At 61.2% G+C, this 14861-nt stretch carries 18 protein-coding genes and 1 tRNA gene; 12 read left to right on the top strand and 7 right to left on the bottom strand.

The features are described 5' to 3' along the window. Positions 1-207 precede the first annotated feature (207 nt). The 3 genes from ACERHN_RS07915 to ACERHN_RS07905 are packed head-to-tail and all read left to right on the top strand — an operon-like array spanning position 208 to position 1880. The gene (locus tag ACERHN_RS07915) at positions 208-1227 is read left to right on the top strand and encodes an IS110 family transposase (RefSeq protein WP_415922093.1); all 1020 of its coding nucleotides are present in this window, start codon (positions 208-210) and stop codon (positions 1225-1227) included. Then, entirely contained in the window at positions 1179-1496 is a 318-nt protein-coding gene (locus tag ACERHN_RS07910; RefSeq protein ID WP_415922092.1) for a hypothetical protein, read from the top strand. Before ACERHN_RS07915 ends, ACERHN_RS07910 begins: the two co-directional genes overlap by 49 nt. Positions 1497-1502: 6 nt before the next feature. Further along, the gene (locus tag ACERHN_RS07905; RefSeq protein ID WP_415922091.1) at positions 1503-1880 is read left to right on the top strand and encodes a hypothetical protein; all 378 of its coding nucleotides are present in this window, start codon (positions 1503-1505) and stop codon (positions 1878-1880) included. Between the two features lie 430 nt (positions 1881-2310). Here the strand turns inward: ACERHN_RS07905 and ACERHN_RS07900 are convergent. Both ACERHN_RS07900 and ACERHN_RS07895 read right to left on the bottom strand, forming a co-directional pair. Then, positions 2311-2386, bottom strand: a tRNA-Ala gene (locus ACERHN_RS07900). A 91-nt stretch (positions 2387-2477) separates the two neighbouring features. Next, a complete protein-coding gene (locus ACERHN_RS07895) occupies positions 2478-2807 on the bottom strand; it encodes a TIGR02300 family protein (protein ID WP_415922090.1) in 330 nt (109 codons plus the stop codon). Between the two features lie 130 nt (positions 2808-2937). On the opposite strand from ACERHN_RS07895, the gene ACERHN_RS07890 reads away from it, so the two are divergent. The 3 genes from ACERHN_RS07890 to ACERHN_RS07880 are packed head-to-tail and all read left to right on the top strand — an operon-like array spanning position 2938 to position 5437. Then, positions 2938-3630: a M48 family metallopeptidase gene (locus ACERHN_RS07890; protein WP_415922089.1), complete on the top strand. Its 693-nt coding sequence runs from the start codon at positions 2938-2940 to the stop codon at positions 3628-3630. Positions 3631-3661: 31 nt separating this feature from the next. Next, positions 3662-4312, top strand: a complete 651-nt coding sequence (locus tag ACERHN_RS07885; protein ID WP_415922088.1) for a GntR family transcriptional regulator — start codon at positions 3662-3664, stop codon at positions 4310-4312. A gap of 60 nt (positions 4313-4372) precedes the next feature. Continuing rightward, positions 4373-5437, top strand: coding sequence for a PAS domain-containing sensor histidine kinase (locus ACERHN_RS07880; RefSeq protein WP_415922087.1), 1065 nt, complete (start codon positions 4373-4375; stop codon positions 5435-5437). 87 nt (positions 5438-5524) lie between these two features. On the opposite strand, the gene ACERHN_RS07875 is transcribed toward ACERHN_RS07880, so the two are convergent. Beyond that, positions 5525-6487 (bottom strand): acetyl-CoA carboxylase carboxyltransferase subunit alpha, encoded by a 963-nt coding sequence (locus ACERHN_RS07875; RefSeq protein ID WP_415922086.1) that lies wholly within the window; start codon positions 6485-6487, stop codon positions 5525-5527. A 62-nt stretch (positions 6488-6549) separates the two neighbouring features. Next, complete coding sequence (locus ACERHN_RS07870) at positions 6550-7143, bottom strand: LysE family translocator (protein ID WP_415922085.1); 594 nt, start codon at positions 7141-7143, stop codon at positions 6550-6552. 72 nt (positions 7144-7215) lie between these two features. On the opposite strand from ACERHN_RS07870, the gene ACERHN_RS07865 reads away from it, so the two are divergent. Next, a complete protein-coding gene (locus ACERHN_RS07865; RefSeq protein WP_415922084.1) occupies positions 7216-7668 on the top strand; it encodes an Lrp/AsnC family transcriptional regulator in 453 nt (150 codons plus the stop codon). On the opposite strand, the gene ACERHN_RS07860 is transcribed toward ACERHN_RS07865, so the two are convergent. Then, positions 7665-8855: a LytS/YhcK type 5TM receptor domain-containing protein gene (locus ACERHN_RS07860; RefSeq protein ID WP_415922083.1), complete on the bottom strand. Its 1191-nt coding sequence runs from the start codon at positions 8853-8855 to the stop codon at positions 7665-7667. The two genes, ACERHN_RS07865 and ACERHN_RS07860, sit on opposite strands and share 4 nt — an antisense overlap. A 100-nt stretch (positions 8856-8955) precedes the next feature. Continuing rightward, entirely contained in the window at positions 8956-9423 is a 468-nt protein-coding gene (locus ACERHN_RS07855) for a DUF302 domain-containing protein (RefSeq protein ID WP_415922082.1), read from the bottom strand. A gap of 139 nt (positions 9424-9562) precedes the next feature. On the opposite strand from ACERHN_RS07855, the gene ACERHN_RS07850 reads away from it, so the two are divergent. After that, complete coding sequence (locus tag ACERHN_RS07850) at positions 9563-10045, top strand: transglycosylase SLT domain-containing protein (protein WP_415922081.1); 483 nt, start codon at positions 9563-9565, stop codon at positions 10043-10045. Positions 10046-10190: 145 nt separating this feature from the next. On the opposite strand, the gene ACERHN_RS07845 is transcribed toward ACERHN_RS07850, so the two are convergent. After that, positions 10191-11150 carry an L-malyl-CoA/beta-methylmalyl-CoA lyase gene (locus ACERHN_RS07845; RefSeq protein ID WP_415922080.1) on the bottom strand — a complete coding sequence of 320 codons (960 nt, stop codon included), beginning with the start codon at positions 11148-11150 and terminating at the stop codon, positions 10191-10193. 252 nt (positions 11151-11402) lie between these two features. On the opposite strand from ACERHN_RS07845, the gene dgcN reads away from it, so the two are divergent. From dgcN to ACERHN_RS07825, 4 genes are all read left to right on the top strand, one after another. Continuing rightward, positions 11403-12404, top strand: coding sequence for an N-acetyltransferase DgcN (gene dgcN, locus ACERHN_RS07840; protein WP_415922079.1), 1002 nt, complete (start codon positions 11403-11405; stop codon positions 12402-12404). A gap of 61 nt (positions 12405-12465) precedes the next feature. Then, positions 12466-13434 (top strand): N-acetyl-D-Glu racemase DgcA, encoded by a 969-nt coding sequence (gene dgcA, locus ACERHN_RS07835; RefSeq protein ID WP_415922078.1) that lies wholly within the window; start codon positions 12466-12468, stop codon positions 13432-13434. After that, complete coding sequence (locus ACERHN_RS07830) at positions 13431-14225, top strand: hypothetical protein (RefSeq protein WP_415922077.1); 795 nt, start codon at positions 13431-13433, stop codon at positions 14223-14225. The genes dgcA and ACERHN_RS07830 overlap by 4 nt, the downstream gene beginning before the upstream one ends. After that, positions 14222-14845, top strand: coding sequence for an exonuclease (locus tag ACERHN_RS07825; RefSeq protein ID WP_415922076.1), 624 nt, complete (start codon positions 14222-14224; stop codon positions 14843-14845). Before ACERHN_RS07830 ends, ACERHN_RS07825 begins: the two co-directional genes overlap by 4 nt. Positions 14846-14861 lie beyond the last annotated feature (16 nt).

The raw sequence follows: 14861 nt of genomic DNA, 5'->3' as shown, positions 1-14861 counted from the left end.
AACCAAAACCGGACCTTCGCCATCCTGCGGCCACTTAGTAGGTTTGGGCTCACTGCCGACATCGGAGCCAGTGCAGCATCCGCAGAAAGGGAAGTCTGGACGCCATGGTAGACGGCCCTTACCAGATGAGGTGGATGGCTCCTGCTCCACCGGCATCGAACGTGCCAAAGTGCAGTTGTTATCGACTGCTAGGAAAGGAGCCACCCAATGACAGTAAAGACTGTGGGCCTGGATTTGGCCAAGGACGTTTTTCAAGTGCACTGCGTTTCTGCGACTGGGCGCAAGATCATCAACAAGAAGATAAGACGCGCGAAGCTGATCTCCTTCTTCGAGACATTACCGCGATGTGTGGTCGGGATGGAGGCATGCGGTTCTTCACATCATTGGGGCCGCGAACTGCGCAAGGTCGGCCATGATGTTCGTTTGATGCCAGCAGCCTATGTCAAACCCTATGTGAAGCGCGGCAAGACAGATGCTGCCGATGCGGAGGCGATCTGCGAAGCAGTACGCCGTCCGACGCTGCGCTTCGTCGAGGTCAAATCAGAGGATCAGCAGGCAGTACTGGCCATTCATCGTGCGCGGGATCTGGTCGTCCGCCAACGCACACAGGTGGTGAACATGAGGCGAAGCATACTCCGGGAGTTTGGACATATCCTGCCAACAGGAATCGAGGCTGTGTCCAAGTTTGCCCGGGAGCACGGCACTGAAGACCAATTGGAAATGCCTGAGATCGCAGACGGCATTCTGGGACTGATGTGTAATCAGCTAAACGGCCTCAATGCACGGGTCGACGGACTGACCAAGCTGATCGAACAGCACGCATGGTTGGACGCAGATGCTCGGCGTTTGATGCGCATGCCAGGGATCGGACCAATCACAGCCTCGGCTGTCGTAGCAACCATCGGCGATGCGAAACAGTTCGAGACTGGTCGCGACTTGGCCGCTTGGCTGGGTCTCACACCGCTCAATAAGTCGAGCGGCGGCAAGGAACGCCTTGGTCGCATCACCAAGAAGGGTGACCGATACATCCGCAAGCTTTTGATCGTCGGGATGACATCACGGGCGCTCATGGCGAGGAACAAGCCGGAGAAGGCTGACATTTGGACCGCGAAATTGCTCGACCAGAAGCCCTTCAGGCTCGCCACCGTCGCTATGGCCAACAAATCTGCCCGGATCATATGGGCAATCTTGACAAAGGGAGAAGAATACCGGCAGCCGATCGCCTGATCCGGTCGCTACTTGTGCACACTGCACATGATACCGATATCGAACCTAGGGAAGTCGGTTGGGGGCGCTGCGCCCAAGATCTCGACGAAATCGTTCTGTGTGGCGATGATGAAGTTCGCATTGTTTATCAGGGCGAGATCTCACCAGCGAAATACATTCGGGCTGCAATTCCTGTTCCGCCCGAACCGATCCAGGGCATGGTCAACCTCAAAGCGACGATATGCTACAAGACGCAAACCGATCCGCACCATCCGGGGAATTACACCTAGGCAGGTTTGGAAATCGCCTTTAGACCGCACGACGACAAGTTCTCGCGAGATGGTCAAAATCACTTTGATACAAAGTCATTCTTCACTTCTGGCGCAGCAGGACCGAGCGAAGAGGAACTTCGGAGAGATGCTTGGAAATGGGAGAACTGCCTGCACGGGAAAAAGCGAATGCGAGGACAATCACTCCAGAATCCAGTATTCGATATCCACTACAACGCTCGTCTCGAAGGCAAGAACTACGCTCCACCGCAAAAGTTGCCTTACGCCTTAGTTGTCTCCGTACAGGCAAAGAAGATTGCCGATCTCTACGATCAGGTCGTTCGAAAATACGCTACGCAACTGGAGCAATTGCGCCCAGCACTGGAACTCCCGGTCCGGACGTAAGCGCCATCATTTTTCTTTACGAATTCTTCACCCAACACTTTTTTGCAAGTCGCTCACCAGGTTTTGACTGGTGGGCGAATTGCTACAAGCCGTGGCGTTTCTGAAAGTCCGCTTTGGTGCAAGATGTGGGTGAATTCGCGGTTGCGGCGAACTTCCGCTTTCCGCCCCCCTGTTGTCATTGATCCGAAAACCAAACCGATGAAGTTCAACTAGACAGGGAGAGGTTCCTGCCAAATAGTGCGTGAACACCAACAAACGGTAGAACTTTGCGGAACAAATGGAAGAATTATGGCGAATTCATCAACTGTAGGGATGGTGGAGCATAGCGGGATCGAACCGCTGCACTCAGCGTAGCGGCATAGCCGATGCGCGTTAGTCAGCGCCTCACATTGCGGTTGGCCGTACGGAACGCATTGGGAATTGAAAGGGATGGTGGAGCATAGCGGGATCGAACCGCTGACCTCCTGCATGCCATGCAGGCGCTCTCCCAGCTGAGCTAATGCCCCATCCTTGGTGGCTGTTTCCAGCCGTGCGCCGCTGATTAGGCGCTTTGCCGGGCGGGATCAAGTGCAAAACGATCCCGCCTGACATGCAGTTTCAGGAGTCGTCGTCCTCGGCCGCGACATCGGCCAGTTCTTCGAGGGGGACGTTGTCCTCTTCTTCGTCATCGTCGAGCAGATCATCATCCAGTTCGACCTCGACATCCTCGTCGTCCAGCACCTGATCGTCACTGTCCGTGGCCGTCGATGCCTTGGCTTTTGTTGTCGCGGCGTCTTCCGCGTCGGCGGCGATCATACGGGTTTTGGAGCTGTCCAGCTCGACCACGTCACCGGTATACGGGCTCACGATGGGCGAGCGGTTCATGTCGTAAAACCGCTTGCCTGTGGTGGGGCAGAGCCGTTTCGTTCCCCATTCTTCCTTGGGCATGGATCTTCCTTTTCGCGTCGGGTCGCGAGGCCAAAGCGCCCCGCGTGGTTGCAGCGATATTGCGACGATTCTGGGCAAGTGCCATAAGCCTGAGGTGGAGTCAAAGGCTAAGGCATAGCGGGGAGATGGGATGGCAGCCCACGTGCTTCAAGGGGATCCGGATATTCCGTTGATCCTGCGTCCGTCGGTGCGGGCGCGGCGCATCACCCTGCGGGTGAGCCAGGTTGACGGGCGGGTCACGGTGACCTTGCCCCAGCGGGTGCCGGAGCGCGAAGCGCTGGCCTTTGCCGCGCAAAAGGAGGCGTGGATCCGCGCCCACCTCGCAAAGCGGCAAGGGCTGGTGTCGGTACAGCATGATACAGTCCTGCCCATAGAAGGGCAGGCGCATACCGTCGTGCCCGGCACCGGGCGCGCCGTGCAGGCGGGGCAAGGTGCGCTGCGGGTGCCGGGCCCGTCGGAAAAGGCCGGTCCGCGCGTTTTGGGGTATCTGAAGGGGCGCGCCCGTGACCGGCTGGCGGCGGCTTGCGATCTCTATGCGGGGCGTCTGGGCCGCAGCTATAGTGGTATTGCCCTGCGCGACACGCGGTCGCGATGGGGGTCGTGTTCCTCTGCCGGGCGGTTGATGTTTTCGTGGCGGCTGATCCTCGCGCCGCCGCCGGTTCTGGACTATGTCGCCGCGCATGAGGTCGCCCATCTGGCGCAGATGAACCACAGCCCGGCCTTCTGGAACGAAGTGACGCGCATACACGGCCCCTACAAAGTCCCACGCCAGTGGTTGCGCGATCATGGCGCGAGCTTGCACCGCTACCGCTTTGGTGATTGACGGCCCGCACCTGTTGTGATCACAAAAAGGCATGAGTGCCACAAGCCCAACCCGGGACACCGCATCCGCCGCGCATGATCGCGTTTTTCGGCGTCTGCGCACGCGTATTATGCATGGTGACATTGCGCCGGGTCAGGCGCTGACCCTGCGCGGTATCGGCAAGCAATATGACGTGTCGATGACGCCCGCGCGCGAGGCTGTGCGCCGCCTGGTGGCCGAAGGCGCGCTGACCCTGTCGCAGTCGGGGCGGGTCTCGACGCCGGAGCTGTCCAACGAACGGATCGAAGAGCTTGCCGCGCTGCGGGCGTTGATCGAAGTGGAACTGGCCACACGGGCGTTGCCAAGGGCGCATCTGGCGCTGATCGAGCGTTTGCAGACGATCAACACCGCCGTTGCCGAGGCCGTGGCGCACCGCGACGCGGTCAGCTACATCCGCACCAACCTCGAATTTCACCGGACGTTGTACCTGCGGGCGCAGGCGCCTGCGATGTTGGCCATGACCGAAACGGTATGGTTGCAGATGGGGCCAACCATGCGCGCGCTCTATGGACGTCTGCGGCGGACAGAACCACCGCAATACCACCGGATGATCATCGCGGCCCTGCGCGCCGGCGATGAACCGGGTCTGCGTCTGGCGGTCCGGTCGGATGTGACGCAAGGCCTTCGGATGCTGGCCAGCTGACGGCAACGAAATTCTAACCTGTTTGGCCTACGCAGTGCACAGTTCTGAGGACACCGTGCCATGTTGCCTGATTTTTCGTCGTACAACGCCATCGGGTCGCCCGTTTTTGTTTTGACCGAGGATGACGCAGGCGACGTTGTCTATGCGTTCATGAACACGGCCGGGTGCCGCCATCTTTTGTGTGGCCCGGGCGATGTCATTGGCAAAACCGCGGCGCAGCTCTTCGATGGACGCGCGGCAGATGCCGTTCATGAACGACAGCGGCGCGCGTGGCAAAATGCCGTTGAAACAACCTATGAAATTGCCATTCCGATCGGGCAGGACACGTTGTCCGTAATGACCCGCTTGCTGCCGCGCTTTGACCGAAGCGGGACGCTCACGCACATGGTGGGTGTGTCCCAGGACATCACCCGCGAGCGGCAGTTGGAACAGGCACACGCCCTGACCGCTGCGATGACCAGCGACATGGAAGACTTCGTAAGCTTCGCTGCGCATGATCTGCGTAGCCCGATTGCCAATGTGCGCATGCTCACTGGCATGTTGCGGGATGGGTTTGTCGATATGGGCGACGGCAAGCTGCAGATGATCGGCATGATCGAGGAGATCAGCGAACGCGCGCTCGATCTGGTCACGGATGTGCTGAGCCATTCAACAGCGCTGCGCACCGACGTGCAGCCAAGTTGTTTTGATTTCCGGTCGATGTGTCAGAATATCCTCGTCACCCTCGATCCCGCCAACGCACACGATGTGCGGGTAGATGATGTGGCTGTTGAGGCGGATGCAGCCGCAATACAGATCATCGTCCGCAATCTTATCGACAATGCGTTCAAATATGCGGGCCTCGACCGGGTGACGTTGCACGTCTGCGTTGCCTGTGCGCCAAATGACCGGGTCTGTATTTCGGTGACGGACAATGGTCGCGGCTTTGCCAATGCCGCGCGCGTTTTCGATCCGGCTGACCAAAGCATGGCCGCCGGTGGATACGGTTTGGTCGGGATCCGCAGGCTGGTGCGCGCACGTGGCGGAACGATTGAGGCGGGCACAGGCCCGAACGGTGTCGGCGCGCGTGTAACGGTGACCCTCCCGGGGCAGGTTCTGACCCCGTCACAGGATGATGTCGCCTAGCCCTAATAGATGCGCTGGCCGCGTCCGCGTGTCGTAATCGGCCACGACATGCGCCGGTTCTGCGTGACCGGGGGGCGCGGCCGGTGTTCAGGCGGCGAGGCCGCTCTGTCCCAGGGACAGGAATTTCTGCCTGCGATCAGCGATGAGATCGGCGGCAGACTTGTTTTCCAGATCACTCAGCATTCCGGCAATCGCTGTCCGGACGGATGCAAATGTTTCTTCCCGGTGTCGATGCGCGCCGCCCGTACTCTCCGGGATAATGCGATCAATCACACCAAGCTGTTTGAGATCCTGCGCCGTGAGCCGCAAGGCTTCTGCAGCTTCGCGCATCTTCTCTGCGTCTTTCCACAGGATCGACGCGCAGCCTTCGGGGCTGATCACGGAATAAACCGAGTGTTCGAGCATCGCGACCTTGTTGGCGGTCGCAAAGGCGACGGCCCCCCCGGACCCGCCTTCGCCGATCACAACCGACACAAGCGGTACGCCAATTTGCAGGCACTTTTCCGTGGACCGCGCGATCGCCTCGGATTGTCCCCGTTCTTCGGCCCCTTTGCCGGGATAGGCGCCGGGCGTGTCGACCAGCGTGATCACGGGCAGGCCAAACCGGTCCGCCATATCCATGAGGCGTATCGCCTTGCGATACCCTTCCGGGCGGGCCATGCCGAAATTGCGTTCGATGCGTGACTTCGTATCGTTGCCTTTTTCGTGACCCAGAACCACGACGGGGTGATCGTCAAAACGTGCAAGCCCACCCATCACAGCGTGATCATCGGCAAAATTCCGGTCGCCCGCGAGCGGGGTGTAATCCGTGAACAGCGTATCAATATAGTCGGTGCAATGCGGACGATCCGGGTGCCGTGCGATCTGGCATTTGCGCCATGGCGTGAGGTCGGCATACAGCTCTTCGAGCAGGGTGACGGCCTTGGCATCCAGTGCCGCGGCTTCGTCGGACACGTCCATATCTTCGTTCTGTCGGGCCAGAGCGCGCAGCTCTTCCGCCTTGCCTTCGATCTCGGCCAGTGGCTTTTCAAACTCAAGATATTGCGTCACGTGTCCCGCCCCTTTGGCATGTCGTGCACGCTATATGGCCGGGGGGTGGGGAATTTGCAATCTCATGGAATGAGGACCGGGACCAGTGACAGCAGCAAAAGCACCGCCATGGTCCAGTTGAAGAGGCGCAACCGCGCGGGGTTTGTCAGCACGCGGGCCATGCCCTGCCCCAACAGGGTCCAAGACGAGACCGCGGGCAGGTTGATCGCGCCAAAGATCAACGCAACCAAGCCGATGGCCCAAAGCCCGGTGCCCGGGCTGTAGACCGTGACAGCGGTCAGCGCCATGGTCCAGGCCTTTGGGTTCACCCATTGGAATGCCGCCGCCTGCAAAAACGTCATGGGCTTGCCGGTGCTGCCGGAGGTCGCTGTGGGTGCAGCCGTCGCGATTTTCCAGGCCAGATACATCAGGTAGATCACGGAAACCGTTTTGAGCACTGTATGGCTCGTTGGGTAGGTTGTGAAAATCTGTGCCAACCCGGCGCCCACGAGCATGACCATCACCACAAAGCCAATCCCGATGCCAAGCATATGGGGCACGGACGCACGGAACCCGAAATTGGCCCCGGAGGCCATCAGCATCAGGTTGTTGGGTCCGGGTGTGATCGAGCTGACGAAGGCAAACGCCGCCAAGGCAAGGAAAAGTTCAGTGTCCATTGCGCGTTTATGCGCGCAAATTTGGCGTGACAGGTTGCAAAAACTCAGAATTTGTATGTAATTTTGCAATATATGGTGAAGATTGATGACATAAACGACCGGATATTGCGCGCGTTGTCGCGCGATGGGCGGCTCAGCAACATCGCTTTGGCGGAACAGGTTGGTCTGTCGCCGTCAGCGTGTTTGCGGCGGGTGCAGGAGCTGGAGCGGGCGGGCGTCATCAGCGGCTATCGCGCGGTTCTGAACCGGACAAAGCTGGGCACCGGGTTTGTCGCCTATATCGGCGTCGGTCTGAACGATCATTCAAAATCCAGCCAGGAGGCGTTTGAGCGGGCGATGCTGCACGCGCCGGAGGTCCGGGAATGCCACAACATCACCGGCCCGATTGAATATCTTCTGCGTGTCGAATGCGCAGATTTGCCCAGCTACAAGGCGTTCCATACCGACCTGTTGGGCGCGTTGCCACAGGTCAACGCGATCACAACCTATGTCGTGATAGGCGCGCCCAAGGACGAACGCGCCTAGGCCTCTCGCCGGGCCCGTTCTGCAGCTTGCTGAAACAGCCGCTCGACCGTTTTGCTGGTCAGGCCCTTTGGCAAAGGGTCTAGTCCCGTGTGTCGATGCCGCGGCTCCGGGTCGCTGCGTCCTGCGGCCAGTTTACGGCTGGCGGCAGAGCGACGGATTTCGTTTTTCGTGACCGCTGGCGTATCGGGCCGGGTCAGGTTGAACGTCTCGGCAATAATGGTCAGGGGGACGACCACGTTCTCGCTCAGTCGCACAGGTGTGTCCGTTGCGAGCTTGCGCAGGCTGCGCCGGAAGGGACGAAGATCACGCAATTCGATTTCGGTGACCGGCACAAGCAGACGGCGCGACCCATCAATGCCCAGCGGTCGCCCGTCCTGGCAGAGCGCGGCAAAGCGCACCCTGAGCGCTCCGAGCGACTGGTCAAAGGCCTGCGCGCCCCATGTCTGTTTCAGCCAGTCCTTGTTTTTTAGCGTGACTGCGACAACGCCGGATATGCGCCGATCGGGGTCCGAGGCGTTGAAGTGTGAGATTTCGTTCGCAAAGGCATCAACGCGCAGCAGGCGCGTTCGGGGGTCCGCCATTGCCGCGGCTGACAATTCCTCTGTCTGGACCAGAATTTTCTGTTCCCGAAGCAGCATGTAGCCGATCAAGGGCGTGTAGAGGAGATTGAGGACAAAAATTGTCGTCGCGGCTTCCGTAAAATACCACTCGATAATCGGCGCGGATGCGAGGAACGCGGACGCCATGTGCAGGTTCACGGCAATGCCGAGACCCAGCAGTTTGACCCAGTCCGGCGCAGTGATCCTGACCCGCGCGTAGGACCAGGCGATACCCACCGCTCCTGCGATCAGCATGCCCACAACACCGGGAAGCATACCGACACCGCCCAAACCAATGCGCGCGCCAATGGCCAGGACCAGGCAAATGGCAAGTCCCCGCGCGCCGAGGAACGCACCTGCAAGCACGATGGGTACGTTCCGCATGTCGACGATGACCCCGTCCGCCGGGCTGAGCGGCATGGACATTTGCAGATCCACGACCAGCCCGAAAAGCGCACCCAGGATCAACGGCGCAAACGCCTGTTCCTTGATCCGCGGTCCAAGGGCGCTGTAGCCCACAACCAGCAGGCCCAGCACCGCAAGAGAGCTGACAAAATCGAGCAAAACGGACAAACCTATAAACGCCATAACTGTCTCCACACCACCGCGGGACAGAAAAGACCGCAAGCGTGAAAAATAGTTGAACGCGCGCCGGTTGAGCGCTTCGAAATTTCCTAGAATTTAGCTCTTATTCAGTGGCTTCCGTGGCGATCGTCGCAAAGATGGCGTCCAGTTCCGCCGCGATCCGGGACAAATCCGGGCCGGCCTCTTCGATGTATGGCGCGAAGACGAAGGACGGTGTCTTGTAGCTAAGCGTCGCGCTGCCATCTGCGGTTTCGGTGACATACATGCGGATCGGCGCTTCGATCATTGCGGCTGTGGACAGTTTCAGCACCTCAACCGCGTAGAGGTTGTTGAAGAGCCCAATCACGCGATTGCCGGGAATGATGACCCCGCGGTTTTTCGCGGCACCGGTAGGGCCGGCTTGTGTGACAACGCCCATTTTGTTGGCCTTGGCAGCGGCTTTGACCGCGTCGATCAGGTCGGCATAGCTTTTGGTGGTGGGCGTGACGGACCAGCCGTCCCGCGGTGCAACATCTGCGGTGGCTGGCAACGCCAGCATGAGAGCGACAAGGGCAATGAGGAAAGAGCGCATGGTTGAGTTCCGGTGTCTGGTGGCTGCGTCATAGACAAGCATGACGGGGGGAGCTTGCCCAATCACGACTTGGTGCGGATCCTTGCCGGTCGTCTGCGGCCCGCTTGCGTTTTGAACCGTGGCGCTGTCCAGTGCCTCCATGCGATGTCTTGTTCTTGTGCTCACCCTGATGCTTGCCGCCTGTGGTGGCAGTGCGCCGTCGGGCGTTGTGCCTGAACGCGGGGTATCTGTGCCGCTTTTCCCGAATGAAACACCTGAACTGCGCGCGTTGATCGAGGCGGCGGCGCAGGAGAATGATGTGCCGGTCGCGCTGGTCCAGCGCGTCGTCGTGCGGGAAAGCACGCATCGCCCAGGCGCGCGCAACGGGCCGTATTGGGGGTTGATGCAAATTTTGCCCGCAACGGCGCGTTCTATGGGTTTTCGGGGCAGTCCGCCGGATCTTCTCGATGCTGAGACCAATCTGAAATACGCGGTACGGTACTTGCGGGGGGCCTGGTTGGTGTCTGATGGAGATATGGACACGGCCGTCATGTGGTACGCGCGCGGATATTACTTCGAAGCCAAGCGGCGCGGTCTGATTGAAGAGACGGGCGTCGATGGGCGCAAGGTCTGGCCGGACTAGGGACGCCGTGCGGACGCTCTTTGCTGGCGCAAAGTCGCCCCGCCCGCCGACCCATTGGGGCCTCTCTGGCAAGTGTTGTGCAGGCTGAGCCTGCGGGATTGGGGCGCTGCCCCAAACCCCGTGGTATTTTTGGCCAGAAGAAGGATCAGTGTGCGGCAATCATTTCGGATTGCTTGACGATGACTTCGGCCTGTTTGATGGAGGCGATGTCCACGAGGCGGCCCTTGTAGACGGTTGCGCCTTCGCCTTTGGCCTTGGCCTCTTCCATGGCTGCGAGGATTTCGCGGGCCTCTGCCACGGCGTCGGCGCTTGGGGTGAAAACCTCGTTTGCGAGTGCGACCTGTTTGGGGTGGATGGCCCATTTGCCGACCATGCCCAGGGTCGCGGAGCGCAATGCCTGTGCGCGGAACCCGTCATCGTCGGAAAAGTCACCGAAGGGGCCGTCCACGGGCAGCACCCCGTGGGTGCGGCACGCGGCGACGATGGCCGCCTGTGCCCAATGCCAGGGATCGGACCAGTGTTTGTCTTCGCCGCGTTGCATGTAGTAGTTTTCCTGTGTGCCACCGATGCCGGTGGTCGCCATGCCCATGGATGCCGCAAAGTCGGCGGCACCGAGGCTCATGGCGGCAAGGCGGGGCGACGCGGCGGCAATTTCTTCGACATGGGCGATGCCGGCAGCGCTTTCGATGATGACTTCGAAGGTGATAGGTTTCGTGCGGCCCTTGGCGGCCTCAATCGCGGACACCAGCGCGTCGACGGCGTAGATGTCCCCTGCGTTTCCGACCTTGGGGATCATGATCTGGTCCAGCCGGTCGCTGGCCTGCTCCAGCAGGTCGACGACGTCGCGATACCAATAGGGCGTGTCGAGCCCGTTGATGCGCACGCTCAGCGTCTTGGTGCCCCAGTCGATGTCGTGTGTGGCCTGGATGACGTTGGCGCGCGCTGTGTCCTTGTCGGAGGGCGCTACGCTGTCTTCGAGATCGAGGTTGATGACGTCCGCCGCAGAGGCTGCCATCTTTTCGAAGATGGCCGGGCGGGAGCCGGGGCCAAAGAGCTGGCATCGGTTGGGGCGGGCGAGGGGCGCAGGTTGCAGGCGGAACGACATGGGGGACCCTTTGGCAAGAATGTTGCGTGAATTGCTGCTGTTGCTGTTATGAAATTGCGCGCGGGGCCGCAAGCGACATTTTGCAGGTGCAGCATTGCGGCTGGATTCGCGATAGACGGCGGTAAATTCTGCGGCTATTTTCCGGATTACTGCAAAAATCTTCGGCAATGAGGTTTCCTGACAGGTGTTTTGCGCTGATCTTGCGCGAACGGTGCGCCATTCTGCGGAAAACCGCACGTATAGGAGCGCCCCATGATTCAGACGCCGTATCTTTTGTTTCTCGGCGATGCGCCGGACCAGCTGGCCGCCAAGGTTGCGCAAGGCATCACCGATTGGCGCCCGGAGAACGCTGTTGGCCAGTTCCGGATGCCGGGATGTGGCGCGGACATGCAGTTGACGGACATGACGCTGGAAGAGGGTCTGAAGGCCGGGGCCAAGACGCTTGTGATCGGGGTCGCGAACCGCGGTGGGATGATTTCGGACGCCTGGAAAGCGGTTTTGGTTGAAGCCTTGCAGATGGGCTATGACCTTGCGGCGGGGCTGCACAATCTGCTGCGGGATGAGAATGAGCTGCAATCGGCGGCCAAGGTGAACGGGCGGACCTTGCATGATGTGCGTGTGCCGACGATCGCCTATCCCATTGCCAACGGCAAAAAGCGGACGGGCAAGCGGGCGCTGGCCATTGGGACAGATTGCTCTTGCGGCAAGATGTATACGGCGATGTCGATGGATGCGGAAATGCGGGCGCGCGGTCTGAAGTCGTCGTTCCGCGCAACGGGGCAAACCGGGATCCTGATCACCGGGCGGGGTGTGCCGTTGGACGCGGTCATCGCGGATTTCATGGCGGGGGCGGTCGAGTATCTGACGCCGGACAATGATGCGGACCATTGGGATCACATTGAGGGGCAGGGCAGCCTGTTTCACGTGTCCTATTCCGGCGTGACCATGGCGTTGATCCATGGCGGTCAGCCGGATGCGCTGGTTCTGTGTCATGAGCCGACGCGGACCCATATGCGGGGTCTGCCGCATTACGGGTTGCCGTCGCTGGAACAGTTGCGCGACACCGCCTTGCCGATTGCACGGGTGGCAAACCCGGCGGCCACGGTCACGGGCGTTTCGGTCAACACCAAGGCGCTTGATGAGGCGGCGGCGCGGGCCTGCTTGACTGAGATCGAGGATCGGATGAACCTGCCGGCGACGGATCCGTTCCGGTTTGGGGCGGGACCTTTGGTGGATGGTCTTTTGACCCTCTGACACGGCCTGTGGCCGGCCGACCCTTCGGGGAGGATTTTTTGGAACAGAGACGGGGATGGTGATGCGCTTGAGTGTGGAACGGGATGTGTTTGCATTGGCGCAGGTGTTCACCATTGCGCGTGGATCCCGGACCGAGGCGCATGTGTTGACGGTGCGCGTGTCGGACGGCACGCATCAGGGGTGGGGCGAATGCGTGCCTTATGCCCGGTATGATGAAACGCTGGCCTCTGTTACCGCGCAGATCGAAGCGTTGCCGGAGGGGCTGACGCGGGCGGCGGTGCAGGACCTGTTGCCTGCGGGCGCTGCACGCAATGCGGTGGATTGCGCGTTGTGGGATCTGGAGGCAAAGCGCAGCGGGCGCCGGGTCTGGGACCTTGCCGGGTTGCCCTCCCCTGAGCCGGTTGTGACGGCCTATACCCTGTCGCTGGACACACCCGAGAAGATGCAGGCGCAAGCCGCCGAGCATGCGCATCGGCCACTGCTCAAGACCAAGTTGGGTGGGGGTGACGAAGACGTGGCGCGCATCGAAGCGGTGCGCGCGGGCGCACCCGGTGCGCGGATCATCGTGGACGCCAACGAAGGGTGGACGCCCGCGCTTTATTCCGTGATGGCGCCGGTTCTGGTCCGGCTGGGTGTTGAGATGGTCGAGCAGCCCTTGCCCGCGGGGGCAGACGATGCGCTGCGCGATCTGGAGCGGGTGCTGCCGGTCTGTGCGGATGAAAGCTGTCATGACCGGGCCTCCCTTGCTGCGTTGGCGGGCAAGTACGATATGGTCAACATCAAGCTCGACAAGACCGGCGGATTGACCGAAGCGCTCGCGCTGCGGACCGCTGCATTGGCCGAAGGGTACAGCGTCATGATGGGGTGCATGGTGGGGTCGTCCCTTGCCATGGCACCAGCCACGCTGGTGGCGCAAGGGGCGTCCGTGGTCGATCTGGATGGTCCGTTGCTGCTGGCGGAGGACCGTGATGTACCGCTGGTGTTTGACGAAGCGGGCGTACACCCGCCGGATGGTGCGCTGTGGGGATGAGCCGGGGCATCACGCGTGCGCTGACCTTGGCTGTAGCGCTGCTTGCCGCGTCTAGGGCACATGCGCAACAGGGCACCGCACTTGGTTTGACGCGGGATCAGGCGGCAGCGCGTGCCGAGATGGCAGGGGAACCGCATCCGCACGCCTTTGCCGTGTCGCCGGATGGTGCGTGGGGGCGCAGTTGGGGCGCTGACAGTGCCGCGACAGCCGCCAAACGGGCGTTGGGATTTTGCCGGCGCGAGTTGCGCCGAGGCAAGACGGATTGCATTCTTTTTTCGCAGGACGGTGTGCGCGTCGCGCCCGAGACCGTGACGCCGCGCAAGGTGCGTGATGTGTATAAACCACTGAACGGGCGCAAGGCGGCGGCCGTGATCGGACGGGTGCCGTTTGATTTTGCCGGTGCGCCGGACGCTGCGCGCACGCAGCTGGCCGCGGGCGGCGCGTTGGTGGGTGATCCCGGCCTTCGCCGCGCGCTCGAAGGGCGCAGCATCATGACCACAGCCACAAAAGGGTTCGGCATCTGGCTCGGCCGCGATTATGCCGAGCATATGGGGTCGGCGAATTCCGGCGTTCTGTCGACGGTGTTCGACAGCTGGACCGTCACATCGGAGGGTCTGGTGTGCATGTATGGTGGACGCTGGCGGTCATCCGGACAGCCGGTGGGTACCAAGTGTTTCATCCTCGGGGCGATGCGTCAGGGGCAGGGTGCCATCTATTGGGACGGCTCCCCGAATGCGGCGCGCAAGGCCCAAGTGATCGCGGGTGATGTCAGTCTGGGGGCGGTGAAGTGAGCGGGACGGCGATCATTTACGACTGCGAATTCGCGACGGCGCCCGGAGCGCCGCAACGGTTCTGGTGTGGCCCAGAGGACCCGGACCCTATCGTATTTCAGATTGGTGCAGTGCGGATCTCACTGGACGCGCCGTATGCCGCAACGGACCTGTTCGAGGTGCTGATTAAGCCATACGATCGCTTTGGCGAGCCGATGATGCTTGATCCGCTCAACGCGCGGCTCACCGGGGTCACGGCAGAGCGGTTGGATACAGAGGGCGTGCCTTTGGCCACCGCGCTTGACCGGTTGAGCGCCTTCGCCGGGTCGGACCCTTTGTGGGCGTGGGGCAAGGATGAGTTCAACATGATGGCCATCAGCTGCTATGTCGCGAGCATCGCGCCGCCGATTGCGGCGCCGCGGTTTGGCAATGCGCCGGCGCTGTTTTTGAAAGCGGGCATACCGCTCGACGTTATCCATGGGTTGCGCAGCAACACCATGCTGGAGCATTTCGGCCTGAGCCTTCCGGACGCGCGGGGCCATGACGCCCTTGGCGATGCGCGCATGGTGGCCGAAGCTCTGCGCCATCTCATGGACACCGGGCAGCTGGACCCGGCCCACTTGCACCGGCCCGGTGCCTGACGTATCGCGACACCCG

The sequence above is a fragment of the Tateyamaria rhodophyticola genome (genome assembly GCF_047777875.1).
GTDB lineage: Bacteria > Pseudomonadota > Alphaproteobacteria > Rhodobacterales > Rhodobacteraceae > Tateyamaria.
Note: the sequence above shows the minus strand (reverse complement) of the source record. Positions and strands in the feature narration are given on the sequence as shown.